Here is a 26,841-nt window from a genome sequence, read left to right on the forward strand (position 1 = left end):
TCCTCTTACAATTGTAAGAGGATTTTTTTATTTCTTCGCTTTTCTTAATACGAAGTGTGCACAACCGAAGTTACAGTACTCGTATAAATACTCCGTTAACGTACTAATTTTCGTATCATATGTCGCACGTTGGTTACTATCATCAAAGAATCCGCGCAATCTAAGTTGCTCATATCCCCAGTCCCCAACGATATAATCATATTTATTTAAAATTTCTGCATAGCGCTCTTTAAATGCTTCTTCACTAAAACCGTCACGAAAGTTTTTAATTACTTCGTACTGAACATTATTAATGCTCACCGTAGCATGAATCTCTTGCTCTTGCTTTTGCTCCATCATTAACTTCCTCTCTAAGCATTCTTCTTTTTATCGTATCACAAAGCATACCAACCAACAATTTCAAATACAAAAAATTGAAAATTAGTGCATGCTATGGAGAAGGAGGTGATACATCGTGAAAAAACAAATTTTACTTTCCCTTCTCACTATTTCCTTATTTGCAGGGTGCCAATCAGCGAACAAAGCTGAAATGGAACGTGAAGAAGGAAGCCGTGTTCTTGTTTCCAATAAAAACGACATGTATCATACGGAAAATACAAATACAAGACTCACAAGAGTCGGTTATTCTTCTAAACAAAAGCATGAAGTATCTAACAAACAAGTAGGGGCCATTAATCGCGAGAAAGTCGCTGAAATGATTACAAGCATGACCGTCAAACTTCCTGACGTTACAAACGCTGCTACACTCGTTACCGATGATGAAGTATTTGTTGTATATCGTGCAAACACAACGGATCCAAAACTTGTAGCGGATCAAGTATATAGAGCTGCCTTGTCCATCGTCCCTCGCTATTATAAAGCATATGTATCAACAGACCAAAAGTTGATTTCCCAAATTCAAGGCCTTCAATCTGGCGCATTAAATGATACAGAATATACGCAAAGCCTCGATATGCTAAAACGTGAAATGAGTAAAAATCCTCATTTGAACAATACGGGAGATCAGGCCTTGAATGATATGATTAAAAAGTAAAACAGGTGGAGAAAATCTCCACCTGTTTTACTTTTTATTACGATCCGCATAAACTTCCATCGCATCACACATAAACTGCGCTAACCCCTCGCCAAACTTATCGATATTTTTCGTGAAGCGCTCATCAGCGACATACATTTGACCGAGTCCCTTAAAAGCGTCTAATGAATAGTGACTAAAGTTTTGCAAGTAATCGTACCATACTTTGATTGCTCCCTGCGCCTCTTTAGAATCTGGTGCACCGTGTCTCAGTACCGCTAAATTTCTATAAATAGTATTAAACTCTTCTTGGTTCTCTTTTGACATACCTTTTGCATATTCGTTCGCTTTATCTACAGCTGCGTCTCCCCATTTTTCACGTGCTTCTTCTTCATATGGGTTATGGCTGAAATCGAATCCTTCAAACTTCTCTTTGTTCGTCATTTCAATCTCTCCTTTTGTATGCTGAATTGTTTTATCAATCGTCGCAATCACCTTATCTAATCTGGTACGCTTTTCAAGAAGCATTTTCTTATGAAGCTGTAGTGCCTCTTCGCGATCAAATGATGGACTCATGATAATCTCTTTAATTTTTTTCAAAGGGAAGCCTAGTTCTTTAAAAAACAAAATTTGCTGCAATGTCTCTAAATTCTCATTGGAATACAGACGATATCCAGACTCTGTCGTCTCGTCTGGGGTTAACAACCCAATTTCATCGTAATGATGCAGTGTGCGCACACTAATTCCAACTAAATCAGCTACTTCTTTTACTCTCATTGTCATTTGTATCTCCCCCTTAGTACATACGATAAAGTATGACGCAACGTTAGAGTCAATAAGTAAATTCATTTTCTTTCTAAAAGTTTCATCTCTCCCGTATTTCATGCATAATAGATATGTACATATATTAGAAAGCGGTGAAAGTATGGTTTCAAATACTGTAATTGCCAGCATCATATTTCAACTCATTGTCTCGATTCTGGTCCCAATTATCGTACTCGTTTATTTCCGTAAAAAATATAATATTAATTGGAAAGTGGTCGGCATTGGTGTTCTTATCTTTATCGGATTTACCCAAATTCTTGAAACACCATTCCACCTATTTATGCGCGGTAATCCAACAATCGCTCCATTTTTAGAAAATCCGTTTGCCTTCGCAATTTATGGCGGATTGACTGCTGGTATTTTTGAAGAATTAGGACGCTTCGTTGCCTTCTTCTTCTTACTAAAAAAATATCTAGAATATAAAGATGGCTTCGCTTATGGAATTGGTCACGGCGGAATTGAATCTATTTTAATTGGCGGTTTTTCTGCATTACAAGCATTAATCTTTGCTAATTCTATTAACGATGGTAGCTTCGCTCAACTGATTGAACAAAAACCCGAACTCAGCATTTTACAAGACATGTTAATTCAGCAACCTGCCTACTTATACTTCCTTGGTAGTGTAGAAAGAATTATGGCACTCGTGCTTCAAATCGCCTTTACAATGCTTGTTTTATACGCAGTAAAACAGAAGAAATATATCTTCCTAGTATACGCTATACTATTCCACGCATTTGTAGACTTCTTTGCGGCACTTTACCAAACAAAGACAATCAATATCTTTGTTGCCGAAGGAATTACACTTCTCTGTACAATTGGTGCTGTCGTTCTTATTCGCAAAATGAAAGAGAAATTAATGAGTGTACCAGAGTAAAAAAATAACCCACCGGTTGGTGGGTTATTTTTTATAAGGACTATCACAATGATGATAACTTTTACCCTCCTTTAGCTCCCTCTTTGTTTCTGCATCTATAACGATGTACTTATGAAACTCTTCTACTTCATTTTGAGTAAAAGAAGCGAAAAAATAAACTTGGCGATCAGGGTGAACAAAAAAATCTTGAAGCACCACTCTACTTCGACAACCGACAGCTGTTTTTTTTAGGAAAGAAAATTCTTCATCAGGCACTTCTTTAAATAAGATTTTTTTCCGAACACTATATGCTGCATTTTTATATTCTTTATAGATTTTCTTATCTAACTGTTTATAAAAAACATCCTCACTCACAAATGACTTATTTCGATTGCTTGGATAATTTAGTTTTTGGTTGGATTCTGCATATGTTGTGGACAATTGCGTAAGAAAACAAATAATGAATATGATACATATCATTTTTTTCATCATTGCACCTCAATTTTTTATTATCCACATTACTTTTCCACATATTTAAATCCATATGCCGTTTCCAATAAAAAGGAATTATTTCCACATTTGTCGAAGTATATAGCGTCAACTTGAAAGATGGGGATGAATTATGAAGAAAATTATTGTAATACGACATTGTTCAGCAACTGGGCAAAAACGTGATGCTGAATTAACGACCGATGGGAAAGATCAAGCAAATAACCTTGCTACATTCCTCTTAGAAAATCATCTACAAATCGATCATATTATTTCAAGCCCATTTGTCCGAGCTATCGATTCCATTCGGCCCTATGCGCTCCAAGCTAGCTTATCTATCCAAGAAGATGAACGATTAACTGAACGCATATTGAGCAACGTTCCAATGGATGATTGGATGCAAAAACTAGAATCCACTTTTACGAACATAGATATTGCCTTTTCAGGCGGAGAGTCAACAAAACAAGCAACAGACCGTGCCATATCGCTTATTCAAGATGTTTTACAATTAAACCATACGACAACACTACTTGTTACACACGGCAATTTACTTACACTCATTTTAAAGCATTTTGATCATACGATTGGCTTTAATGAATGGAGAGCTTTAACGAATCCTGATATTTACGAAATTACAATCGACGAACAATGTATCATAACACGCTTATGGAAAGCATCGTCCAAGTAATATCCCTTTCAAAAACATTCAGTTGACGCCACGAGAAGAGACTGTTCTAACAATAGAAAGGGGTATTATTTCATATGTACGAAGACGTACTTGCTCTACTACATAAAACAAATGTTTCTTATGAAAAGTTCGAACACGAACCGGTACTCGATTATGAGACAGATCGGATTGTACGTGAAAGACTTGGCTTACAAGGTACTCCAAGTAAAAGCTTATTTTTAAAATCAACATCTGGAAATTTTTACGTGTTTTTTACGTTAGAAGGAACTCGGCTTAACCGAGGAGAGATGAAAGAAATAACTGGAGAACGCTTATCGCTCTGTTCTCCTGATGAACTAAGAATGAAAACTGGCTGTACTCCAGGATGTGTAGCTCCTTTTGGTTATTCACAAGATGTAACAATTATTGTGGACAGTTCCGTTTATGCGTACGATAAAATTTTAATTACACCTGGTGTTCCTGAATTTACAATTGAATTATCCACAGAAGAATTAAAAAAGATTTTATTAACATGTCCAAATACCGTTTTAGAGTACAAACAAAAAGAGAGCTAATCGTTAGCTCTCTTTTTTCATTATTTAGCTTCTGCTGTTTTTTCTTTTGCAGAACGTACTTGCTCGTCCGCATGGTAAGAAGAACGCACAAGTGGGCCAGCTTCACAGTGGCTAAATCCTTTGCTAAGTGCAATTTCTTTAAGCTCTGCAAATTCTGCTGGTGGATAATATTTAATAACTGGTAAATGCTTCTTAGATGGTTGTAGATATTGTCCAAGAGTTAAAATATCCACATTGTTTGCACGTAAGTCATCCATTGCTTCAATTAAATCTTCTCTTGTTTCACCTAAGCCGACCATAATGCTCGATTTAGTTGGAATATCAGGCTGCATTTCTTTTGCTCGACGTAAAAACTCTAATGAACGGTCATATTTTGCTCTAGCGCGAACTCGGTTAGATAATCGACGTACTGTTTCAATGTTATGGTTTAAAATATCTGGTTTTGCATCCATTAACATTTTTAAGTTTTCTTCTACCCCAGCCATATCAGATGGTAATACTTCGATAGACGTGAATGGGTTTTTACGACGTACTGCTCGTACTGTTTCAGCAAAAACAGCTGCTCCGCCGTCCTTTAAATCATCACGTGCAACCGCTGTTATAACAACGTGCTTTAAGCCCATTTGTACTACTGAATCTGCTACGCGTTCTGGTTCTTGTAAATCAAGCTCAGTTGGTAAGCCTGTTTTAACCGCACAAAAACGACAAGCGCGTGTACAAACCGCACCTAAAATCATAAATGTTGCTGTTTTTCTTACAGCCCAGCATTCATGAATATTCGGACATTTTGCCTCTTCACAAACGGTATGAAGATTCTTAGAACGCATCATTTTCTTTAAGCCTGTATAGTTTTCATTCGTGTTTAACTTAATTTTCAACCATTCGGGCTTGCGCTTATATTCTGTTTGTTTTGTCATGGTTATCAACTCCGCACAATATGAAATAGTTTACCGTGTTCGCTTCTTTCAATGTAACATATCTATTCTAACGTATGAAAGCGATTTGCTCAAATGAAGATTCTAAGATTTTTTCCAATCGTTCCCTATAATGAAATACTCCGTATATCCCACACTAAAAAGAGTGATGTTGTGAAAGGAGTCTATTTCATGCTTCGAAAAATTTCTCTTTTGCTTTCTATTTGTTTTCTTCTCCACCAAAACATCGCCTACGGTGAAGATAATCAGCAAAGCATATACGAAAAGCGCATGGCACTATATAAAGAAACCGAGCAGTCTTCAGGCATTCCATGGTATTACTTAGCTGCAATGGATCAATATGAAAGAAATATACGGAGCGTAAGAAAAGATATTCCAAAAAAACCAGATGCCATCATTTCCCTTTATTTCAAACCAGAAATATGGGCTGGACCTGTTAATAGTAACGACACTCTCCCCCATACAATTTCTCTATTTGGCGGAATAGGTTTAGATGGTGACAAAGATGGATTTGCAAATGCAAATAGCGACCGTGATCTTCTGCATACCGCAGCGACTATTTTAAGGAAACAAGGAACGTCAGAAGACCGTATTAAAATTATGCTTTGGGAATATTATAGACGTGCAAAAACAGTTGATTTAATTAGCGAGTACGCCCAAATTTATAAACATTATGGACGTATTAATTTAGAAGGAAATGCTTTTCCTCTTCCGATTCGTAGTGACCATAGCTACCGTAGTACTTTCGGTGCTGGAAGAAGTTTTGGGGGCAGACGAGTTCATGAAGGAACCGATATTTTTGCCGGATATGGCGTGCCAGTAAGATCGACTTGCTATGGCATTATTGAAACGAAAGGTTGGAACCGCCTTGGTGGATGGCGCATTGGTATTCGCGACCTTCATAACAATTACCATTATTACGCTCATTTAGGCGGGTTCTCAAAAGAAATACAGCTTGGACAAATTGTTGAGCCCGGAAAAGTAATCGGGTTTGTTGGTAGCACTGGCTATGGCCCCCCTGGTACAGCCGGAAAATTCCCACCCCACTTACATTTTGGCATATATAAAGACAATGGCTATACAGAATGGGCCTTCGATCCATATATGCATTTAAGCCTTTGGGAACGCAAAGAACGAGCAAATACAAAACGATAACCGTAGCGCATTGCTACGGTTATTTTTTATCCAGTAAAAGCCCGATTGATTCAAGTTTCACTTTATATGCAATTAACTATCTGTTTTCTTTTTATCAGGTACAGCAACACTTCCGCTTCCATAATACGTAGGCACTTCCCCTTGAACGATACGCGTCGCAATCGGAACATTTTGTTTCACCGTTATCTCTTTCGTATGAAATGGAATGATTACTTGCAACGTTACTTCCATTTCCATAACAATTTGAATCGCTGTAGTGTTGATCCCGTGCGGCTCAATTTTTTGTTTAATATCTGTATTCACATGCCCAATTGGCGTGAAATGAATCGGAATATCTGGTCCTATATTACCAAGAAGCGCATTATCAGTTACACGCCCAAAAGGAACTGCCATAGTCGCCCCGTTTTTTTCAGAAATACCTAGCTCCTTCAACTTCCCTTGTTCTACTTGCTGCAAATATTTTTCTATGTACGTAGTCGTTGACGTTACGATTTCATTTACTTGCTTTGTATTTAAATTAATTGTGGATACTTTCCCGTTTTTATCATTTTGTACTTTCATTAACGAATCGACATCGAATCCTTCATTAATTCGATCCTTTACCGCCTTCGTCATAATTGCCGTCGCCATTTTCTTTGTCTCTACTTCTCCATATTTAATTAAGGTCGGCTGAATACTATTATTCACAATCCACAGCCCTTGCGTAAGTAATATAACAAAAAGAATAAACGACATAAGCAGTATATACCGAAAGGCAATAGGTCCCTTTCGAAACCGCGAGTTTTTCGAGCGAAATATACTCATAAAAAAACCTCCTTCTTATATCATTTCTATGCAAGAAGGAGGGACGATATATGCTTATCTCATTTTTAATAATGCTTCTTTTCCAATCGTTCCTGCTGGAATGCCTAATGCTTCAGCTCCAGTCGTTACCGATTCTAGTGGCGCTTCAAGAAGTTGTTCAATCGTTCTTACACCAACCGCACGGCCAGCAATAATTCCTCGATCACCTAACTTCTTATTTAAAAGACCTACATCTAATGCACCACACATAATATATCCTTTATCGCTCATTACAGCTAGCAAATTCGTCTTTGGAAGTTTGACGCTAACTGCAATAAACGTATAATTATCAATTATAATTGGCTCCACATTAACCATAGTTCACACTCCTCTCTTTCTTATCTGTATGACAAGAGAAAAATGAGTGTTACAAGTTAACTAGCCTATAGTTTAACGGAAGATGTATAAGTTATTAACATATCTGTTAACACATCTCTAAGTAGTTCTGGCATATAATATTGTTTGCTAGAAAGTGTGGATAGCTCTGGGTATAAGTATCCAAACGTAAACATATCAATTGTTCCTACTGTATATATACGGTCTAACTCCAGCGATTCGCCGTTAATCAATACATCTTCTAATAAAATTTTATTCCCAGGAATCGTATCTGGAATTACTTCTACACCAGCGTAAATCATTTTCCCCATCACTTTCCCCCGAAATCCGAATCCTTTCACCTCAAGGTTCTCCATATTCGGTTTACGTGCTTTCAAAATAACTTCTCTTAATATCTTTCCTGGAACTTTCAAAGCACACGGATTAATTGGATGTGGACAAATTCTGTGAATATCTCCGCGCGTTACAACACCCTCTTCTAATCCTTCAAGAAGTACACCAGCATTCACCATTCCAATTTCTGCACTGCACCATGTTTTCAGCGCACTTGCTAACATATGAGAAAACGGCGCCTCATGAAACCAATCAACCGGTAATGACTCTTTTAAATGAACGACAGGCTCTGCCATTATATGCTTACTTTCTTCCTGCAGTATTTCAATTGTGGATAACGGCTCGCTATAAGCCCCTAACCGTTCCGTCTTAATTGCTCTACCGTCTTTTTTCAGTAGTTTCTTCGTCTCTATATCCACAGTAAGCTGTACGTGACCAACGTAACGCCCCCACTTTTCACAACAACAAAGTAACGTATTATTCATAAGAACACCACACTCAAATAAATGATGCGTATGCGCACCTAAAATCACATCTATATCATAATGCTCTGCCATATACTCATCCATGCTTTTTCCAAGGTGAGAAAGGACAACTGTAATATGAGCCTCATCTCGCACTTCTTCTAAAATAGACTCTAAATGGATAAGCGGATCTTCAATATGCCAATCGAGCATATGATAGAACTCTGGATAAGCTACCGTTAACCCGATAAAGGCAATCGTAATCCCATCTGTCGTTGTATGTAATTTATAAGGCTTTGCCCACTCCGGACGTACACCTTCTTTTTCAAATAAATTCGCGACAAGCACTTCAAATCCAGCCTCATCATATAGACGATTCAAATGCTCCTTCGCTAACGTAATTCCTTCATTATTTCCGATCGTTACATAATCATATAACGCCTCATTTAAAAGCTTCGTATTGCCAAGTCCATTCGTCGCTTCCGAAATACTATGAAAACGATCCACATGATCGCCGATATCAACCGTCAAAACGGTCTCTCCCGCTTCCTGTCTTCGCTTTTTCTCTCCCTGTACAAACCGAGAAATTTGCGGCCAATTTTCAAAATGACTATGTATATCGTTTGTATGATAAAGGTGGATGATTGTTTCCTTATTTATATTCAGAGAAAAAACCTCCTCTCAGTTCCTTACTGCCATTTACGCTATGCGCACACAATAATCCTGTAAATACTTTTCGTCTTTTCTTGCTATTTTACATTGTACTCGCATTGTGAGAAAAAGCAAAAGATTGCCCTTTTTTATATGAGAAATTTTTGCTAATGCAGGAAAGAATTCCAGATAGTGGAGGGAGGGGTGGATTTGTCAAAAAGTTTAATATAAAATTCAGTGGTTGATTGTTCAAGTGGATTTGTCAGTCTCTTTGTCTTAAACCTAGTCGTTCTCTGTTCTTATAAAATGTTTGGGGTATGTGAGAATTTTCTTTTGTCTTATCTTGTCGACAAATCGATATTCCTTGTCGAAACGTTGATATATTGAAATAATCGTTGATATATTCCCGTTTATGATCGATATATTTGAAAAATCGTTGATATATTTAGCTGAACACCCACCCGGGTATCCTCTCCCAAGCCAAGACAAATCCGCAAAACAAAAAAGCGCCCTGCTGTGCAGGGCGCTTTCTTCATACATATATTATCCAGTTCTAGCGGCTAGAATGTTCGGTGGCTTCACTTCTTCCCCCTCACATTCTGAAAGAGCCGCTTCCACTTTAAATATTGTCCAGCTTTGCCTCCTAAACCCTCATGTCTAAGAACCTTCCGCACGAGAAGATAAAAAGCATCTTCTGTGCGAAAGAACCTTAGCCAACGGGTCTGAACAGTCGGCTCCGCATTTCTATTTAACCAATAGAACCTTCCATCTCAAACTTGATTAGGCGGTTCATTTCAACTGCGTATTCCATTGGAAGTTCGCGTGTGAATGGCTCGATGAAGCCCATTACGATCATTTCTGTAGCTTCTTGCTCAGAAATACCGCGGCTCATTAGGTAGAATAATTGTTCTTCTGATACTTTCGATACTTTCGCTTCATGCTCAAGTGAAACGTAATCGTTTTTGATTTCGTTGTAAGGAATTGTATCAGATGTAGATTGGTTATCCATGATTAACGTGTCACACTCGATGTTAGAGCGAGAGTTTTTCGCTTTTGGTCCGAAGTGTACGATACCACGGTAAGTTACTTTACCACCATGCTTCGCAATCGATTTAGAAACGATTGTTGAAGACGTGTTTGGTGCTAAGTGAATCATTTTCGCACCAGCATCTTGGTGTTGGCCTTTACCAGCAATCGCGATTGATAATGTTAAACCACGAGCGCCTTCGCCTTTTAAGATAACTGCTGGGTATTTCATCGTTAATTTAGATCCGATGTTACCATCAATCCATTCCATCGTCGCGTTTTCTTCACAAACCGCACGTTTTGTAACTAGGTTGTATACGTTGTTCGCCCAGTTTTGGATTGTTGTATAACGGCAATACGCATCTTTTTTAATGATGATTTCTACTACCGCACTGTGAAGTGAGTTAGTAGTGTAAACAGGTGCTGTACAACCTTCTACGTAGTGTACGTGTGCACCTTCGTCTACGATGATAAGCGTACGCTCGAATTGTCCCATATTTTCAGAGTTAATACGGAAATACGCTTGAAGTGGTGTATCAACTTTAATACCTTTTGGAACGTAGATGAATGATCCACCAGACCAAACTGCAGAGTTTAATGCAGAGAATTTGTTGTCTGTTGGTGGGATTACTTTTCCGAAATGCTCACGGAAAATATCTTCGTTCTCTTTTAATGCGCTATCTGTATCTTTGAAGACGATTCCTAGAGCTTCTAGGTCTTCTTTCATGTTGTGGTATACAACTTCAGATTCGTACTGTGCAGATACACCAGCTAAATATTTTTGCTCAGCTTCTGGAATACCTAATTTATCAAATGTTGCTTTAATTTCATCAGGTACTTCATCCCAAGACTTCTCAGATTTCTCAGATGGTTTTACGTAGTACGTAATTTCATCGAAATCTAAGTCATTTAAGTCGCCGCCCCATTGTGGCATTGGCATTTCATAGAACTTATCCAGTGATTTTAAACGGAAGTCTAACATCCACTGTGGTTCTTCTTTCATACGTGAAATCTCTTCAACGATCTCTTTTGTTAAACCGCGTCCAGCACGGAAAATCGAAACGTCTTTGTCTTTGAAACCATATTTGTAATCGCCGATATCTGGCAGTTGCTTCGCCATGTTGGTGTGTCCCTCCTTAGATAACCTCATTTTTAGGAACCTTTAACATTACTTATCTTCGTTTAAGCCCTTTTCTAACGCTTTCCACGCTAATGTTGCACATTTAATACGTGCAGGGAACTTGCATACGCCTTGTAATGCTTCAATATCTCCTAAATCGATGCTGTCATCGTACTCTTTTCCTAGCATCATGTCAGAGAAAATTTTCGAAAGCTGAAGTGCTTCTTCAATTTTCTTACCTTTTACTGCTTGTGTCATCATTGAAGCTGAAGACATTGAGATTGAACATCCTTCGCCTTCAAACTTCGCCTCTTGCACAATACCTTCTTCTACTTTCATCGTAAGTTGAATACGATCGCCGCAAGTTGGATTGTTCAAGTTAACAGTAACACTATCTTCTAACACGCCATTGTTACGGGGATTCTTATAATGATCCATAATAACTTGACGATATAACGTATCTAAATTATTAAATGACATTTGTGAAATACTCCTTTGTCTTGATTAGCGATTCAACAAATGTATCAATTTCTTCTTTTGTATTATATAAATAGAAGCTCGCACGTGCTGTTGAAGAAGCTTTTAGCCACTTCATAAGCGGTTGTGCACAGTGATGTCCTGCGCGAACTGCAATGCCTTCTACATCTAATACAGTCGCTACATCGTGAGGATGTACGTCTTCAATATTAAATGTAACAAGACCAGCGCGATGCTTTGGACCATAAATTGTAACGCCATCTACTTCTGATAATCTTTCTAAAGCGTATTGCGCTAATTCATGTTCATGCTTTTCAATATTATCAAGACCGATTTCTTCTAGGAAATCAATTGCCGCACCAAGTCCGATTGCATTACCGATAATCGGTGTACCTGCTTCAAACTTCCACGGAAGCTCTTTCCAAGTAGATTCTTGTAAATCTACGAAATCAATCATTTCACCGCCAAATTCAATTGGCTCCATATTGTTCAGCAATTCTTTTTTACCATATAATACGCCGATGCCTGTAGGTCCGCACATCTTATGAGCAGATAATGCGTAGAAATCACAGTTTAAATCTTGTACATCTACTTTCATGTGAGGTGTACTTTGTGCACCGTCAACGACCATAATTGCGCCATTTTCGTGTGCGATCGCTCCGATTTCTTTTACAGGGTTAATCGTTCCAAGCACGTTTGAAACTTGCATAATAGAAACGATTTTTGTATTCGGTGTAACTGTTTGACGAACATCTTCTAAAGAAATTGTACCGTCTGGTTGAAGCGGAAGGTATTTTAAAGTTGCACCAGTTTTCTTCGCAACTTGTTGCCACGGAATGATGTTACTATGGTGCTCCATGTAAGAAATAACGATTTCATCGCCTTCTTTTACATTTTCAAGACCATAGCTAGCCGCTACTGTATTTAATGCAGTTGTCGTTCCGCGCGTGAAAATAATCTCTTCCATTGATTTCGCGTTAATAAACTTGCGAACTTTCTCGCGTGCACCTTCATACGCGTCGGTAGCTTTCGTACCGAGCGTATGAACACCGCGATGCACGTTAGAATTATATTCTTTATAGTAACGTTCTAACGTTTCAATGACTTGAATTGGTTTTTGAGAAGTTGCTGCACTATCGAAATATACAAGTTGTTTGCCGTTCACTTTTTGATCAAGAATTGGAAACTGTTTGCGTATTTCATGAATATTCATTAGCGAACTTTCCTTTCAATTACCTCAACAAGCTGTGCTTTTACTCCTTCAATTGGAAGCTCATTTACTACAGGTGCTAAGAATCCATGGATGACTAAACGTTCTGCTTCGCGTTTTGGAATACCACGGCTCATCAAGTAGTATAATTGGTACGGATCTACGCGGCCTACTGAAGCTGCGTGACCTGCCATTACATCATCTTCGTCGATTAAAAGAATTGGGTTTGCATCCCCACGAGCTTTCTCATCTAACATAAGAACGCGAGAAGATTGTTGTGCGTTTGATTTAGATGCACCGTGTTCAATCTTACCAATTCCGTTAAAGATAGATGTTGCACTATCTTTTTGTACACCGTGTTTTAAAATCCAACCTTCAGAGTGTTTACCGAAGTGAACAACTTTAGTTGTAAAGTTTTGCGTTTGGTTACCACGGCCAATTGTTACTGTTTTCGTATCAGCATATGAACCGTCGCCCATTAAGTTTGTAACGTTCTCGGAAATTGTATTTCCGTCATTCATAAGGCCTAGAGCCCAATCAATGCGGCCGTCGCGTCCAACAACACCGCGGCGGTTAACGTAAGTTGTTACGTCTTTTGCTAATAGATCAACCGCACCAAATTTAACTTGTGCGCCTTGTTCCACGATTACTTCTGCTACGATATTTGCAATACCTTTAGCATTTTCATTTGCAACATAGTTTTCTACATAAGTTGCAGTACTGTTCGCATCAGCTACGAATAATACATGGTTATATACGTTAGCTTCTTCGCCGTCTACTAAGAATACAGCTTGAAGTGGAGTTTCAAGAACAACGTTTTTCGGAACATATACGAATGCACCGCCGTTGATTAATGCAGCATGAAGTGCAGTTAAACGATGCTCGTCTACCTTCACGCCGTCTTTCATTAAATACTTTTGTAATAGTTCAGCATGCTCTGTTGCAGCTGTTACGATGTCTGTAAAAATAACACCTTTTTCTTTTGCTTCGTCTGCTAAAGAAACGAACGCAGTTGTACCAGTACGTTGTACTAATACACTGTTATTTTCATCGATTAAGTTTTTCACTGCTTCTGGAAGCTCTGTTAAAGAACTTACAGGCTCTTGCTTAGCAGCGTCGCCTTTTCCGATAAAGTCCCATTTTTCAATTTTCGTTTTATCAGGCGTTGGCATTGGAAGTTCTGTTGCTTGTGCAAGAGCTTGTAAGCGGAACTCAGTCAACCAAGCAGCTTCGTTTACTTCGCTTGCGCGCTGACGGATTGTTTCTTGATCGAAAGGTAATGTACCGATTGTCATGTTTATGCTCCTCTCTTACGCTTCTTGCTCTGCTGTTTCGTCTTCAATACCTAATTCTTTTTTAATCCAGTCGTAACCTTCAGCTTCTAGACGTTGTGCAAGCTCAGGGCCACCAGATTTAACAATACGACCGTTCATCATAACGTGAACGAAGTCTGGAGTGATGTAGTTTAATAAACGTTGGTAATGCGTAATCATTAGGCAACCGAACTCTTCGCCGCGCATTTGGTTAATACCTTTAGATACAACTTTTAATGCATCGATATCAAGACCTGAGTCGATTTCGTCTAAGATTGCGATTTTTGGCTCAATCATCATTAATTGAAGAATTTCGTTACGTTTTTTCTCTCCACCAGAGAAACCTTCGTTTAAGTAACGTTGTGCCATTTCTGGATCCATTTCTAGGAATTCCATGTTTTTATCTAATGTACGGATAAATTTCATAAGAGAAATTTCATCGCCTTCTTCACGACGTGCGTTAATTGCAGAACGTAAGAAGTCAGCGTTTGTTACTCCGCTAATTTCACTTGGATATTGCATTGCTAGGAATAGACCCGCTTGTGCGCGCTCGTCTACTTCCATTTCTAATACATCTTCACCGTCGATGATGATGCTACCTTCTGTTACTTCATACTTTGGGTGACCCATAATTGCAGAAGATAAAGTTGATTTACCTGTTCCGTTAGGTCCCATAATTGCGTGGATTTCTCCACCTTTTACTTCAAGGTTTACACCCTTTAAAATTTCTTTGCCGTCAATTGATACGTGTAAGTCTTTAACCGTTAATGTAGAACCAGCCATCTCAATACCTCCATTAATCCTATATATACATTTTAAAAATTCCTAAAACGTTCATATTCTCATTTTATTCTCATTCTAATTTTATATCAAATAAAATGATATCGCAAACGACGAAAAAAAGTAACCGTTTTTTCACAAATGTATATAAGTATTTCCTTTTCACCTTTATATGATACACCTTTCTTCTTATTTATATAAAGAAAAAAGGACCGGTAAATTCCCAGTCCTTTCCTTATAATTATTCACTTATCGGAAGTACAGCACCTTTATATTCTTTATTAATAAAGTCTTGAATTTCTTTTGAATGCAATACTTCTACTAATTCTTTAATTTCTTTTTTCTTCTCGTCACCTTTACGAACTGCAATGATGTTTGCATACGGAGAGTCTGATCCTTCAATCGCAATTGCATCCTTCGTTGGATTTAATTTTGCATCAATTGCATAGTTCGAATTAATAAATAAAGCATCTCCCTCATTATTTTCATACAGCTTTGGTGACAATCCAGGCTCTACATCTGTTTTAAACTTTAAGTTTTTCGGATTTTCTACAACATCTTTTACTGTCGCTTTAACAACATCTACACCGTCTTTTAATTTAATAACGCCGCCTTTTTGTAACAATGCGAGCATACGGCCACGCTCCGCTACGTTATTACTCATAATAACTGTTCCGCCATCTGGCAATTCTTTTAAACTTTTATATTTCTTAGAATAAATCCCCATTGGCTCTAAATGGATTTTTCCTGCGTTTACAATTTTATATCCCTTTTCTTGAATTTCTTTATCTAAGTAAGGAATGTGTTGGAAGTAGTTCGCATCAATTTCCTTATCCGCTAACGCTTTATTTGGCAGTACATAATCCTGGAACTTTTTAATCTCTAACTTAATGCCTTTTTTCTCTAAGATTGGCTGTGCTTTCTCCAAAATAACAGCGTGCGGCACGTTAGAAGCTCCAACAACAAGCTTATTCTCTTCTTTCCCTCCGCAAGCAGCTAATGTAAATACAGACAGCGCTGTAACAACTGACAATAGAATCTTTCTCATATGATGTCCCCTTCTCCCCTATAGTTATGTAGTTATAAAAAAGGCTGGCATACACCAGCCCTTTTCAGCAATTATTCTTTTACAGGAACAACTGCCCCTTTATATTCTTTATTAATGAAGTCTTCAATTTCTTTAGAATGTAATACTTCTACAAGAGCTTTAATCTCTTTCTTATCTTTATCGCCTTTACGAACAGCTACTATGTTTGCGTACGGTGAATCATTTCCTTCAATTGCAATTGCATCTTTTTCCGGATTTAACTTTGCATCAATTGCATAGTTAGAGTTAATTAAAACAGCGTCGCCTTCTTTATTGTTATACACTTGTGGCAATAAACCAGGCTCGATATCCGTTTTGAATTTTAGATTTTTCGGATTATCTGCAATATCTTTTGGAGTTGCTTTAACTGGATCTACCCCATCTTTAACTTTTAAAATACCTTCTTTTTGTAAAATTGCTAAACCACGTCCATGGTCAGCAACAGAATTACTCATAATAATTGTCGCTCCGTCCGGAAGTTCTTTTAAGCTCTTATATTTTTGAGAATATACACCAATTGGCTCTAAATGAATTTTCCCTGCTACTTCAAAGTCATACTTTTTATCTTTAATTTCTTTTTCTAAATACGGAATGTGCTGGAAGTAGTTTGCATCTAAATCCTTATCCGCTAACGATTTATTTGGCAACACGTAATCTTGGAATTTTTTCACTTCTAATTCAATTCCTTTTTTCTCAAGTAACGGTTTTGCCTTTTCTAAAATTTCAGCGTGCGGTACGTTAGAAGCACCAACAACAAGCTTCTTTTCATCTTTATCTTTCCCGCCACAAGCAGCTAAGCCAAAAATTGAAGTTGAAATAAGTGCCGTAAGTAATAATTTTTTCATTTGAAACATCCTCCCGTTTTTTATTATCGTTTATCTATTCGAGTCGTTAAACTATCACCAATCCACTGAATTAAAAATACAACTAGTAACACACAAATTGTCGCAACGATTGTTACATCGTTATTTCCTCTTTGGAATCCTTCTAAGTAAGCAAGTGTTCCAAGGCCACCAGCACCAACAACTCCCGCCATTGCTGTATATCCTACTAAAGCAATTGTCGTAACCGTAATACCAGATACTAATGCTGGTAACGATTCTGGAATTAACACTTTCAAAATAATTGTGCTTGTTTTTGCTCCCATTGCTTTTGAAGCTTCAATTACACCTTTATCAATTTCGCGAAGTGCGATTTCAACCATTCTCGCGTAGAATGGTGCCGCTCCAATAATTAAAGCCGGCAGCGCTGCACTTGCTCCAAGAATTGTTCCAAGAAGAATCTTTGTGAATGGGATTAATAAAATAATTAAAATGATGAACGGTATAGAACGGAATATATTTACGAATGCTCCAATCACCGTATTAATTGATTTGTTTTCCCATAAATTATCTTTTGCTGTCATGAAGAGTAACAATCCTAAAATTAGTCCTAAAACAAATGTCGCAAGAGCTGCGATTGCCGTCATATATAACGTTTCACCCGTTGCTTCTAACATTTGATTCCAATCAACATTTGCGAGTAACTTATCCATGTGCAATCACCTCCAGCTCTACTTGATCTTGATGAATTCCTTCTATTGCTTGCTGGATCGCTGTTTCCTCACCATTTAAATGAACAACTAAACTACCGTAAGAACCGTTATTCGTTTGTGCGATATTTCCTTGCAAAATGCTAACTTCTATATCACTGCGTTGCATCAATCGTTGAAGCACTGGTCTTTCTACAGCCTCACCAATAAACTGCAAACGAATTACTTTTCCATCTGGATATTTTTCAATTAAACTTTCAATCATTTCATTTGTATCTTCAGAATCTGTTAACTGCTGTACAAATCGTTTCGTAATATCTTGCTTCGGATTACGGAATACATCAAGTACTGGACCCGTTTCTACAATCTTTCCTCTCTCCATTACCGCCACTCGATTACAAATCTTTCGAATTACGTGCATCTCATGTGTAATGAGTACAATTGTTAAACCAAGGCGCTTATTGATGTCTAATAGTAAATCCAAAATTTGATCTGTCGTTTCTGGATCAAGAGCCGACGTTGCTTCATCACATAAAAGTACTTGTGGGTTGTTAGCTAATGCTCTTGCAATCCCAACGCGTTGTTTTTGTCCCCCGCTCAGCTGAGATGGGTACGCGTCTCCTCTTCCTTCTAATCCGACAAGATGAATTAATTCATCAACACGTTTTCTTCTCTTCGTTTTATCAACACCTGCAATTTCAAGTGGAAACTCAATATTTTCACGTACAGTTCGTGACCAAAGTAAGTTGAAGTGTTGAAAAATCATTCCGATTTCTTGCCTTGCCTTACGAAGTTCACTTCCTGTAATTGTTGATATAACACGATTCGCAATTGTAATTTGGCCAGAAGTCGGTTTTTCTAACTGATTAAACAATCTGATTAAAGAACTTTTCCCAGCGCCGCTATATCCGATAACACCAAATATTTCGCCTTTTTCTATTTTTAAATTGGCGTTATCTACAGCAGTGACATCACCGCTTTTTGCTTTATATATTTTCTTTACATTCTCTAATAGAATCATGATGTATCACCCCTTTTTTTGTTTAGGTCGACTCCGCAATTTTTTATGTTTAATGCGTGTAGTCCACCGTTATCACTACTTTTATTGTTTGAATGTCCTCCACATTCAAACAATAAAAAAACCTTTCTGCTTTAGAGAAGCAGAAAGGTTTATGTGCGTATATAACAACATTATCCCTCTCTCTCATCTCTCAAAGCATTTGCTTTGCAGGAATTGGCACCATTTCAACATAAGTTGACGGTTGCCGGGCTTCACAGGGCACAGTCCCTCCACCTCTCTTGATAAGAGAAATCAGATTCAATTTTCGTCTGATTTGTAATTTATGAAATTGTCTATATTTTATGAATTGAATTGTATCAATATCCAAACACCATGTCAACAGAAATTTTCGCAAAAAATGAACCTTCAGAATTTTAAGCACCTACTGACATCGGTTTACATATATGAAACATCGATTCGACTAATAGCATCGTTCGATACGTTCCCGAATATTGTACACGTCCATCGTTCATTAACATTTGCAATCGTACATTTCCATTAACCAATTGTTCTATATCCTTTTCGTCTAAGCAAATGATTTGTTCCGTTCCTCTTTCCTCATGTACCAGCTCTATATAATCTCTTGAAATTTGTAACGAACAACTTTCATCTCCCAAACGGAAATTAACAGTTTTTTCCTCTCGTCTTAAAAGCGGCTCTAAATGATATTGACCATTAGCGTAATTTACAAATGATTGAAGCAAAGAATATAATCTCACCCTAAATCACATCCTTCATATCACTTTCTATTACATACCATTCCCTCTCACTAAAGAGCAATCCTGTTATTTTCGCTCGACAAATACTGTATCCATCCTGCATCTCGACATATTTCCCAAGAAATATGTCGAGGCGGCAAAAATTTTGCCGCCTACTTTAATTCCGTATATAAATATTCAACCGAATGAAATGCGTATATCTTCTTCATCAGTGTCCCATTTTCAAAAACAAGTAAACAAGGTACACTTTCAATCCCATACTCTTTTGCTAAATGTGGAGCATAATTTAAATCTAACATCCCAATTTTCAACTCTTCAATTGTCATCTCAACGACTGTTAACATCTTTTTTGCTAATTGGCATGTTCCACACATTGGAGTATATACATATAACACTGTTTTTTCTTCGTTCTCTATTAGGGATGTAGCTTCGGCTCCTGTCCAATCAATCACTTCTATCATTCCTTACCGTAAATATTCTGTATAAACGTCAATGTCGGCTCCCCATAATACATTTGCTAAGTGTGTAGATGGCGCAGTTGCCACTTCTCGGTATGAGCGATCAATATAGATATGCTCGGCTTGCGGAAATTCTTTTCGAAATTGTTTCCTTAACTTTTCTCCAGCATCATCAGCATCTACTAGCACATACACTTCCTTATCAAAAAACTGATCAACGAGCTCATCCATTTTCGATAAACCAATTGTACCATTTGTACAAACAATTTCCACCGGTTCACGAATAATAGATTCAATCTTTCTTCTATCTGATGTACCTTCTACAATAATGACTTTTTCTACATAAATCATATGTCATCACCCGATCACCATATACTATATAACCTTGAACTTAGTATATAGTATATTCGTTATTTTCATGTTGTTTCCTGTTTATTTTTGCAAAAGAAAAGCGAAACCGACTGTTTAGCCCTGTTGGCTAAGGTTCTTCCGTACAGAAGACGCTTTTTGTCTTCTCGTGCGGAAGGTTCTTAGACATGAAGGGCTAGCCGCTGGAGATGGACAATAAAGAAAAGCGGCATCGACTGTTTAGGCATGAAAAGCAAAAACGGCTAAACCTGCATAAAGATTAAACGAAAATTTTTTTCAAAAAACGTTCTCCTACACGATAATTAGTATATGATTCTACATTCATTATTTTACATAAAATAAAAAAGGACAGCACAAAGGCTGTCCTTTAGTCGACTATAATTAGTCTTGGTTTGTCATTTCTGCATATTTTTCTGCAGTTAATAACTTCTCAACTTGGCTTGCATCAGAAAGTTCAACTTTAACCATCCATGCACCCTCGTATGGAGATTCGTTAACAAGTTCTGGTTGGTCACTTAATTCTTCGTTTACTGCTACAACTTTACCGCTTACAGGTGCGTATAACTCAGAAACTGTTTTAACAGATTCTACGCTTCCGAATGGCTCGTCAGCTTCGATTGTTGCACCTACTTCAGGAAGTTCAACGAATACGATATCGCCTAGCTCACCTTGTGCAAAGTGAGTGATACCGATAACAACTTCATTACCTTCAGTTTTTACCCATTCGTGTTCTTCAGAGTAACGTAAATTATTTGGAATGCTCATGACTGTACCTCCAGTGAATGTATTAATTATGTAAAAATACCTTATTGGTACTTTTTCCACACACTTTCAAACTGCTCTTCGTTAAAACCAAGTGTTACATTCGTTCCATCTGTTACAATTGGACGTTTAATCAACATGCCATCAGATGCTAAAAGCTCGTACATTTCGTCTTCGCTTGCATCTTTCAACTTATCTTTCAGACCAAGTTCACGGTAACGCATTCCACTTGTATTAAAGAATTTTTTTAATGGTAATTCACTTTTTTCATGTAAATTACGTAAATCTTCTTTTGATGGTGGATTTTCAACAATATGAATCATCTCATATGCTACATCGTTTGCCTCAAACCATTTCTTTGCCTTTTGACATGTGCCACACTTTGGATATGAATAAAATGTTACTGTCATAAATTCACCTACTTTTTTACTAACCTTTACCTTTATCATATAGAAAACGTTTTATTATTTCAAACCATTATTCGCTAAACTTTTACTTATTTCGTGATAATTTTTAATAATCCTGCGAATTTTTCTTATTTTTCCGCCATTTGTTAAGAAAAAAATAAATATATAAATTTTTTAGATTCTGCACCAAACATATATCTTAAACAAGCGTTTGATTAATTCTCCATTTTTCTTCGTTAACCTTTGAACTACATGAGTTTCTTTCTACCGAACATACAGCTTAAACAAACGTTTGATTAATTCTCCATTTTTCTTTCTTAACCCTTAAGTTACATCGGTTTCTTCCTACCGAACATACAGCTTAAACAAACGTTTATTTAAAAAATAAGAAGCCTCTTTTGCAGGCTCCTTCATCATCTATTCAAATAATCTGCAATTGTTTGAAATACTACGATATACATATTATGAATACTTTCTTCTGTGTTTCCACCATTTGATAAACCAATTGCCCATTGTTGCCCTTCACCACTTCCGATATTCGCAAAACCTTGCGTATACATCGCATTTACATCTTTTCGTGCACTGTTATACTCTATCCCTTTTGTAATAAAAATTGAATATAATTTATCTTGTAAACCGATAAAAAATACTGGTTTCTTTAGCGATGAAAATACATTTTTATACTGCTCTGTTGAGGCTTCTTGAAAGTGATCTTTCATTATTAGAAAACCATCCACTTCCTTAGATTTCTTTTCCAGTGCCTCTAACTTCATTTCCTCAAACTTTACATTCCTAAACGTATCTTTCGGCTTTTCTCCAACAACTCCAATTACGAGTGCTCTTCCGTTATATTCTAATTTCTCTCCTTCTTTATCCTTTGCACACCCAGCACCGACTAGGCATATCAATATAAAAAATAAGAAATACGATAAACGCTTCATTTAGCACCCTCCCCCTTCTTTTTAGTCAAGTGACAAAAACGTAAGGTTAATTCAAGAAAATGTAAGTAAAATCGATAGCCCAATTCACGTTTCTATATTATAATCAATTGAATTTACTTACATTACTAAACATAGGAGATCAACATGAAGAAATTTAAACTTTCATCTTTTCTTCCGTTAAGTTATATACTTCTACTCGTACTCGTAAGTCCCCTTTACGACGTATTAAATAAATCGACTGTTCACGCAGTAGACGTTACAACTGTAGTAGATGATTGGATTCCATTTGTAAAAGCATTTATTATTCCTTATTTACTTTGGTTTCCATACTTATACGGCGCACTTATTTATTACTGCTTCGCTGACCGAAAGCAATATTATGTCACTTTAAGTAGTGTTATTTTTGGAAAGCTTGCTTGTTTTTCTATTTATTATTTTTGGCAAACAACTGTACCGCGTCCGACTGTCGTTGGAACAGATGTATTTTCTGAACTAGTTCGCTATATTTATAGTATCGATCAACCGGTAAACTGTTTCCCTAGCATTCACGTTCTTACTACATTTGTAATTATGTTAGCTGCCTTTAAGCGTAGAGAACAACATGCTTTTGAATATTACATCCTTACTTTCTTCGGTACACTTATTATTTTATCAACGCTATTTACGAAGCAGCATGCCTTTTTAGATGCCGTTTCTGGAATGACACTTGCAAGCATACTATACTTCGGAGTTCAGCTCTTATTAGCAAAAGAACCAATAAAAGTTCCAGTAAAACAAAATCATAAAATGTAACATAAAAAAGCGGACTGTGGCTCAGTCTGCTTTTATCTATTATTAAGGAGATTTTCAATTTAAGATTGCGGTACAGTCATATCACCAGAGTGAATACGACCTGCTTTTTTAAGAGCAATGTAAAGTATATAAGAAACAGCTACTGGAATGATGATATAAGTGATTACCATCGCTGGGACAACTTCCCATCCTTCGCTAGAAATTAAATTAATTGGTGCGATAAGAGAACTTAATCCAAGACCTGCAATTTCCTTTCCTGCTTCCAGTTGGAAAATTAATGCGGATACTGGACCAACTATAGCACTGGCGACGACAGTTGGGACGAGAATCATTGGATTTTTAGTGATATTTGGTAACTGTACTTTCGGAGTACAAAGTGCTTGAGCTAATATGCCACCTAAATTGTTTTCTTTCGCTGAGATAACAGAGAATCCGATAAACTGAGCAACGCAGCCTGCAAGAGCAGCACCACCTGCAACACCGTCTAAGCTAAGTGCGATCGCTAACGCAGCTGATGAAGCTGGAGAGATAAGTAATAATCCCCAAACTACTGCAATGACGATAGAAGCGATAAACGGGCTACCAGCTGAGCTATCTTTAATAAATGCTCCAACTGTATTTAAAACAGGAGTAATATTATGAGATAACCAAATACCTACTAAACCAGAACCTAATATTGCCGCAAATGGAACGAGCATCATATCTAACGCAGTTTTTCCGCTTAAACGTTTACCAATATATACAGCTAAAGTTGCTGTTAATAAAGCACCGATTGGCTCACCTGTTTTAATAATTAGACCTGCTTCAGTAATTGAAATGGATCCGGCACCAATTGCTCCAGCCACCATAGCCGAGAAGATTACAAGGCCATTTGCACCGAGCATAAAAGCAATTCCGGCACCAATTGCTGGTGCCATAAGTGATTTTGCAACAACTCCGATTGTAATAAGTAATGGTATATCAACAATTCTTCCTATATTTTCGATCAGTAAACCAATTCCGAGGGATACGAAAATACCTTGTGCGATTCCAGCAGATGCTTTAAATACACGAGACATTATATATTCCTTCATTTGTTTCACCTTCTTCTATAAGTTAGTAACCAATTGTTTTCATATAATCACGTAAAATATCGTTTGATTTTGCGAATCGAGATTCTTCATCCTCTGTTAAATTGAGTTCTACAACTTCTCTTATACCGTCTCTAGTAATAATAGCTGGTACTCCTGTACAAATATCATATTCACCATACTCACCATCTAAAATGGCTGATACAGCAATGACACGGTGATCATCATTAAAGATTGAGCTTGCAATATATGCTAGAGAATTTCCGATTCCGTAATAAGTAGTTCCTTTACGTTTATAAATTTCCCATCCGGCTTTTGCAGTCTTCTCAACGATTTCATCTAAATCTATTTCACCAAATCGTTCTTTTTGTTCTTCTAAAATTTGCAGAATTGGCTTTCCACCAACAGTTACGTGAGACCAAGCAACCATTTGAGAATCACCATGTTCTCCTAATGAATACCCATGAATACTACGAGGGTCTACATGTAGCATTTCAGATAAAATTGTTCTTAAGCGAGAAGAATCTAGTGATGTACCAGTACCGATTACGCGATTTCTAGGTAATCCAGATAATTTCCAAACTTCATATGTAATAATATCAACTGGGTTCGATGCAAGTAAGAAAATACCATCAAATCCACTTTCCATTACGCCACCAACAACACTTTCCATAATCTTCGCACTCGCTCCTAAAGTATCTAAGCGACTTTGCCCTGGTTTTGGTGCTGGTCCTGCTGTAATAATGACAATGTCCATATCTTTGCAGTCTTCATAGCTTCCTGCATATACTTTTGTTCTTGTATTTGTAAAGTTAATGCAATGTGATAAATCCATTGCTTCCCCAACTGCACGTTCATGATTTATATCAATTAATAATAGCTCTTCGCAAATCCCTTGATTTACAATGGAATACGCACAACTTGATCCAACTAATCCAGTACCGATAATTGCAATTTTTCTTGTATGTCTTTTCATAGCAATCTCTCCTAATTGATCATATAATCTATTTCTTTTGTTCTTTACATTCTTAATTATAGAGGTTCCCACGATAGAAACCATGGATACTTTGTGAAATATCGAACAAAGTTTTTGTCCTTTTTATGAATTGTTATATTCCATTTTCGTCATATTTGTTACAACTGGAAAAATATTTATTATGTATTTATTGACATACAAAAAATAAAACGAGCGAATTCATTTTCGCTCGTTTTTTCATCCTATTATTCTGCACTTAACTGACTTTTCAATTGCTGCACAATCATCGGATTCGCAGGTGCTGCTGGTTTATAATAACTCTTTTGCTTTGCGTACTCATACATATTACGTTGACGCATTTCATCTTGATTACGAATTTGGATTAACGTTTGATGTAACTGTTCATTATCAGACTGAGCAATATAATTTGCATAACTTGTTAAACTTGCATTTAATCCTGCTAAATAATCATTTACCATATCTTTTTCATTCATCTTTTACTTCCTCCTATCCTAGGAAAGTCATTAATTGCTGTTTCGTATTTCTTGCATCTTGCGCATCTTTTTGTAGCATTTGTTTCAGTTGTGGATCTGTACACGTCTGTGCATACTGCTCCAACTTGTTAATAATTGTTGCGTGTCCACCAATTAAATGACGTAAGTTTTCTACTTCAAGCTCTGTTAAATTTTGCATGGAATACTCCTACCTTTCTTCTTTCATTCTTCTTTAGTATTCTGTTTTTTTCAAATCGTATTCATTAAAAAGTCTGCTAAATAATCATTTAACTAAAAAGAGCCTCTAAACGATTAGAGGCTCTTTCTACTTAAATTCCTTTCCGCTTCTTCAATCGCCCGTTGCATTTGTATTAACGGATTTTCAATCATTTTCCCATGTCCTGTCGCCAATAAAGACGGCTTATACTCCAGCAATTTCTGCGCGCTTGCTAATGAAACTTCTGCATCCCACGTACCAAACATAGGAAACGGGAAAAGCCACTTCAACTGTCCTGCTACCGCTAATCCTCCTCTCGTTTGAAATGCATCTCCAACAATGAGTGCATCATTTCTTGTGTCTAAAAACGCCATTGATCCCGGTGTATGACCTGGAGCTCCAATCGCTACAAGAGAACCAACTTTATCTCCCTCTTGAAGAAGAATATCTGGAATCGTATTTATCTGTTTTGACACTCCCACTTTTATTGATGTATTTCGTTCTCCCTCTTGCAGTACCTTATCTCCTTCAAGTAAACATGCATCTCTTTTTGAAATATAGACCGGAACATCCGGCAGCACTTGTTTTATAACATCAAGCGCTCCTACATGGTCATCATGCGCATGTGTAATAACGATATTCGTAATCGGTTTTCCTATTTTCCGAGCTGATTGTAAAATCTTCTTTGCACAAAACGGTAAAGCCGCATCAATTAAAGTTAATCCTGTCTCTTCTTCAACGAAGTAACAGTTAATTGGAAATAGACGCGGTAAAAATGCGATTTGATGAACTGTTCCTACACTTATTACCTTCATCTTCTTTACCTCCATAAAAAAGAGCTGTTTACACATACATATGTAAAACAGCTTTATTCAAGAATTCAGCAATAAAAAA

General features: G+C 37.1%; 33 protein-coding genes and 1 riboswitch. Of the genes, 6 read left to right on the forward strand and 27 right to left on the reverse strand.

What is annotated here, in order from left to right; translation table 11 throughout:
• Nucleotides 1–27: 27 nt before the first annotated feature.
• On the reverse strand, nucleotides 28–339 hold the full coding sequence (locus tag AC0ONG_RS23680; RefSeq protein ID WP_000970507.1) for a YutD family protein: 312 nt from the start codon (nucleotides 337–339) through the stop codon (nucleotides 28–30).
• Nucleotides 340–454: 115 nt separating this feature from the next.
• Between AC0ONG_RS23680 and AC0ONG_RS23685 the strand changes: the two genes are divergently transcribed.
• Nucleotides 455–1,033, forward strand: coding sequence for a YhcN/YlaJ family sporulation lipoprotein (locus AC0ONG_RS23685; protein WP_000744127.1), 579 nt, complete (start codon nucleotides 455–457; stop codon nucleotides 1,031–1,033).
• Nucleotides 1,034–1,060: 27 nt separating this feature from the next.
• Here the strand turns inward: AC0ONG_RS23685 and AC0ONG_RS23690 are convergent, their stop codons facing one another.
• A complete protein-coding gene (locus AC0ONG_RS23690) occupies nucleotides 1,061–1,795 on the reverse strand; it encodes a MerR family transcriptional regulator (RefSeq protein ID WP_000178782.1) in 735 nt (244 codons plus the stop codon).
• Nucleotides 1,796–1,895: 100 nt separating this feature from the next.
• Here AC0ONG_RS23690 and AC0ONG_RS23695 point away from each other — a divergent pair, with 100 nt between their 5' ends.
• Nucleotides 1,896–2,711 carry a YhfC family intramembrane metalloprotease gene (locus AC0ONG_RS23695; protein WP_002083707.1) on the forward strand — a complete coding sequence of 272 codons (816 nt, stop codon included), beginning with the start codon at nucleotides 1,896–1,898 and terminating at the stop codon, nucleotides 2,709–2,711.
• Between the two features lie 24 nt (nucleotides 2,712–2,735).
• Here AC0ONG_RS23695 and AC0ONG_RS23700 read toward each other — a convergent pair whose 3' ends face one another.
• Nucleotides 2,736–3,170 carry a hypothetical protein gene (locus AC0ONG_RS23700; protein ID WP_057096754.1) on the reverse strand — a complete coding sequence of 145 codons (435 nt, stop codon included), beginning with the start codon at nucleotides 3,168–3,170 and terminating at the stop codon, nucleotides 2,736–2,738.
• A 142-nt stretch (nucleotides 3,171–3,312) separates the two neighbouring features.
• Here AC0ONG_RS23700 and AC0ONG_RS23705 point away from each other — a divergent pair, with 142 nt between their 5' ends.
• Both AC0ONG_RS23705 and AC0ONG_RS23710 read left to right on the forward strand, forming a co-directional pair.
• A complete protein-coding gene (locus AC0ONG_RS23705) occupies nucleotides 3,313–3,867 on the forward strand; it encodes a histidine phosphatase family protein (protein ID WP_000721045.1) in 555 nt (184 codons plus the stop codon).
• A gap of 74 nt (nucleotides 3,868–3,941) precedes the next feature.
• Nucleotides 3,942–4,421: a YbaK/EbsC family protein gene (locus tag AC0ONG_RS23710; protein ID WP_000272755.1), complete on the forward strand. Its 480-nt coding sequence runs from the start codon at nucleotides 3,942–3,944 to the stop codon at nucleotides 4,419–4,421.
• A gap of 20 nt (nucleotides 4,422–4,441) precedes the next feature.
• Here AC0ONG_RS23710 and lipA read toward each other — a convergent pair whose 3' ends face one another.
• Entirely contained in the window at nucleotides 4,442–5,338 is an 897-nt protein-coding gene (gene lipA, locus AC0ONG_RS23715) for a lipoyl synthase (protein ID WP_000166367.1), read from the reverse strand.
• Between the two features lie 189 nt (nucleotides 5,339–5,527).
• Between lipA and AC0ONG_RS23720 the strand changes: the two genes are divergently transcribed.
• The gene (locus AC0ONG_RS23720) at nucleotides 5,528–6,511 is read left to right on the forward strand and encodes a M23 family metallopeptidase (protein ID WP_000944682.1); all 984 of its coding nucleotides are present in this window, start codon (nucleotides 5,528–5,530) and stop codon (nucleotides 6,509–6,511) included.
• A gap of 72 nt (nucleotides 6,512–6,583) precedes the next feature.
• Here AC0ONG_RS23720 and yunB read toward each other — a convergent pair whose 3' ends face one another.
• From yunB to AC0ONG_RS23810, 18 genes are all read right to left on the reverse strand, one after another.
• Nucleotides 6,584–7,315 carry a sporulation protein YunB gene (gene yunB, locus AC0ONG_RS23725; protein ID WP_000021795.1) on the reverse strand — a complete coding sequence of 244 codons (732 nt, stop codon included), beginning with the start codon at nucleotides 7,313–7,315 and terminating at the stop codon, nucleotides 6,584–6,586.
• A 54-nt stretch (nucleotides 7,316–7,369) separates the two neighbouring features.
• The gene (locus AC0ONG_RS23730; protein ID WP_016099108.1) at nucleotides 7,370–7,672 is read right to left on the reverse strand and encodes a YunC family protein; all 303 of its coding nucleotides are present in this window, start codon (nucleotides 7,670–7,672) and stop codon (nucleotides 7,370–7,372) included.
• A gap of 65 nt (nucleotides 7,673–7,737) precedes the next feature.
• Complete coding sequence (locus AC0ONG_RS23735; protein ID WP_153599208.1) at nucleotides 7,738–9,153, reverse strand: bifunctional metallophosphatase/5'-nucleotidase; 1,416 nt, start codon at nucleotides 9,151–9,153, stop codon at nucleotides 7,738–7,740.
• A gap of 733 nt (nucleotides 9,154–9,886) precedes the next feature.
• The gene (sufB, locus tag AC0ONG_RS23740) at nucleotides 9,887–11,284 is read right to left on the reverse strand and encodes a Fe-S cluster assembly protein SufB (protein ID WP_001118824.1); all 1,398 of its coding nucleotides are present in this window, start codon (nucleotides 11,282–11,284) and stop codon (nucleotides 9,887–9,889) included.
• A gap of 48 nt (nucleotides 11,285–11,332) precedes the next feature.
• Nucleotides 11,333–11,764 (reverse strand): Fe-S cluster assembly sulfur transfer protein SufU, encoded by a 432-nt coding sequence (gene sufU, locus AC0ONG_RS23745; protein ID WP_000009525.1) that lies wholly within the window; start codon nucleotides 11,762–11,764, stop codon nucleotides 11,333–11,335.
• On the reverse strand, nucleotides 11,754–12,974 hold the full coding sequence (gene sufS, locus AC0ONG_RS23750) for a cysteine desulfurase SufS (protein ID WP_001020767.1): 1,221 nt from the start codon (nucleotides 12,972–12,974) through the stop codon (nucleotides 11,754–11,756). Before sufS ends, sufU begins: the two co-directional genes overlap by 11 nt.
• Nucleotides 12,974–14,266 carry a Fe-S cluster assembly protein SufD gene (gene sufD, locus AC0ONG_RS23755; RefSeq protein ID WP_000152177.1) on the reverse strand — a complete coding sequence of 431 codons (1,293 nt, stop codon included), beginning with the start codon at nucleotides 14,264–14,266 and terminating at the stop codon, nucleotides 12,974–12,976. Before sufD ends, sufS begins: the two co-directional genes overlap by 1 nt.
• A gap of 15 nt (nucleotides 14,267–14,281) precedes the next feature.
• Nucleotides 14,282–15,067: a Fe-S cluster assembly ATPase SufC gene (sufC, locus tag AC0ONG_RS23760; RefSeq protein ID WP_000929162.1), complete on the reverse strand. Its 786-nt coding sequence runs from the start codon at nucleotides 15,065–15,067 to the stop codon at nucleotides 14,282–14,284.
• Nucleotides 15,068–15,305: 238 nt separating this feature from the next.
• Nucleotides 15,306–16,112, reverse strand: a complete 807-nt coding sequence (gene metQ / locus AC0ONG_RS23765) for a methionine ABC transporter substrate-binding lipoprotein MetQ (protein ID WP_001226751.1) — start codon at nucleotides 16,110–16,112, stop codon at nucleotides 15,306–15,308.
• A gap of 71 nt (nucleotides 16,113–16,183) precedes the next feature.
• Nucleotides 16,184–16,996 (reverse strand): methionine ABC transporter substrate-binding lipoprotein MetQ, encoded by an 813-nt coding sequence (gene metQ, locus AC0ONG_RS23770; RefSeq protein ID WP_000735090.1) that lies wholly within the window; start codon nucleotides 16,994–16,996, stop codon nucleotides 16,184–16,186.
• A gap of 23 nt (nucleotides 16,997–17,019) precedes the next feature.
• The gene (locus tag AC0ONG_RS23775; protein ID WP_000359401.1) at nucleotides 17,020–17,685 is read right to left on the reverse strand and encodes a methionine ABC transporter permease; all 666 of its coding nucleotides are present in this window, start codon (nucleotides 17,683–17,685) and stop codon (nucleotides 17,020–17,022) included.
• Nucleotides 17,678–18,703 carry a methionine ABC transporter ATP-binding protein gene (locus tag AC0ONG_RS23780; protein ID WP_136997201.1) on the reverse strand — a complete coding sequence of 342 codons (1,026 nt, stop codon included), beginning with the start codon at nucleotides 18,701–18,703 and terminating at the stop codon, nucleotides 17,678–17,680. Before AC0ONG_RS23780 ends, AC0ONG_RS23775 begins: the two co-directional genes overlap by 8 nt.
• A gap of 180 nt (nucleotides 18,704–18,883) precedes the next feature.
• Nucleotides 18,884–18,991: riboswitch (SAM riboswitch) on the reverse strand.
• A 125-nt stretch (nucleotides 18,992–19,116) separates the two neighbouring features.
• A complete protein-coding gene (locus AC0ONG_RS23785; protein WP_001242143.1) occupies nucleotides 19,117–19,461 on the reverse strand; it encodes a hypothetical protein in 345 nt (114 codons plus the stop codon).
• Nucleotides 19,462–19,613: 152 nt separating this feature from the next.
• Entirely contained in the window at nucleotides 19,614–19,922 is a 309-nt protein-coding gene (locus AC0ONG_RS23790) for a thioredoxin family protein (RefSeq protein ID WP_003280640.1), read from the reverse strand.
• 3 nt (nucleotides 19,923–19,925) lie between these two features.
• Nucleotides 19,926–20,270: a toprim domain-containing protein gene (locus AC0ONG_RS23795; RefSeq protein ID WP_000640870.1), complete on the reverse strand. Its 345-nt coding sequence runs from the start codon at nucleotides 20,268–20,270 to the stop codon at nucleotides 19,926–19,928.
• A 399-nt stretch (nucleotides 20,271–20,669) separates the two neighbouring features.
• The gene (gcvH, locus tag AC0ONG_RS23800) at nucleotides 20,670–21,053 is read right to left on the reverse strand and encodes a glycine cleavage system protein GcvH (protein WP_000026896.1); all 384 of its coding nucleotides are present in this window, start codon (nucleotides 21,051–21,053) and stop codon (nucleotides 20,670–20,672) included.
• A gap of 41 nt (nucleotides 21,054–21,094) precedes the next feature.
• Nucleotides 21,095–21,460 carry an arsenate reductase family protein gene (locus tag AC0ONG_RS23805; RefSeq protein ID WP_000218968.1) on the reverse strand — a complete coding sequence of 122 codons (366 nt, stop codon included), beginning with the start codon at nucleotides 21,458–21,460 and terminating at the stop codon, nucleotides 21,095–21,097.
• A gap of 410 nt (nucleotides 21,461–21,870) precedes the next feature.
• Nucleotides 21,871–22,398: a hypothetical protein gene (locus AC0ONG_RS23810; protein ID WP_000826875.1), complete on the reverse strand. Its 528-nt coding sequence runs from the start codon at nucleotides 22,396–22,398 to the stop codon at nucleotides 21,871–21,873.
• Nucleotides 22,399–22,542: 144 nt separating this feature from the next.
• On the opposite strand from AC0ONG_RS23810, the gene AC0ONG_RS23815 reads away from it, so the two are divergent.
• The gene (locus AC0ONG_RS23815; protein ID WP_000713769.1) at nucleotides 22,543–23,190 is read left to right on the forward strand and encodes a phosphatase PAP2 family protein; all 648 of its coding nucleotides are present in this window, start codon (nucleotides 22,543–22,545) and stop codon (nucleotides 23,188–23,190) included.
• A gap of 59 nt (nucleotides 23,191–23,249) precedes the next feature.
• On the opposite strand, the gene AC0ONG_RS23820 is transcribed toward AC0ONG_RS23815, so the two are convergent.
• The 5 genes from AC0ONG_RS23820 to AC0ONG_RS23840 all read right to left on the reverse strand — a co-directional run bounded on the left by AC0ONG_RS23820 (nucleotide 23,250) and on the right by AC0ONG_RS23840 (nucleotide 26,762).
• Nucleotides 23,250–24,263, reverse strand: a complete 1,014-nt coding sequence (locus tag AC0ONG_RS23820; protein ID WP_000666176.1) for a PTS sugar transporter subunit IIC — start codon at nucleotides 24,261–24,263, stop codon at nucleotides 23,250–23,252.
• A 22-nt stretch (nucleotides 24,264–24,285) separates the two neighbouring features.
• On the reverse strand, nucleotides 24,286–25,236 hold the full coding sequence (locus tag AC0ONG_RS23825; protein ID WP_000820650.1) for an L-lactate dehydrogenase: 951 nt from the start codon (nucleotides 25,234–25,236) through the stop codon (nucleotides 24,286–24,288).
• Between the two features lie 245 nt (nucleotides 25,237–25,481).
• Entirely contained in the window at nucleotides 25,482–25,730 is a 249-nt protein-coding gene (locus AC0ONG_RS23830; protein WP_001002987.1) for a spore coat protein, read from the reverse strand.
• A 13-nt stretch (nucleotides 25,731–25,743) separates the two neighbouring features.
• Nucleotides 25,744–25,929 carry a hypothetical protein gene (locus tag AC0ONG_RS23835; RefSeq protein ID WP_001180555.1) on the reverse strand — a complete coding sequence of 62 codons (186 nt, stop codon included), beginning with the start codon at nucleotides 25,927–25,929 and terminating at the stop codon, nucleotides 25,744–25,746.
• 113 nt (nucleotides 25,930–26,042) lie between these two features.
• Entirely contained in the window at nucleotides 26,043–26,762 is a 720-nt protein-coding gene (locus tag AC0ONG_RS23840; RefSeq protein WP_000864826.1) for an MBL fold metallo-hydrolase, read from the reverse strand.
• Between the last annotated feature and the right edge of the window lie 79 nt (nucleotides 26,763–26,841).

The sequence above is a fragment of the Bacillus sp. TCT6 genome, from assembly GCF_056033845.1.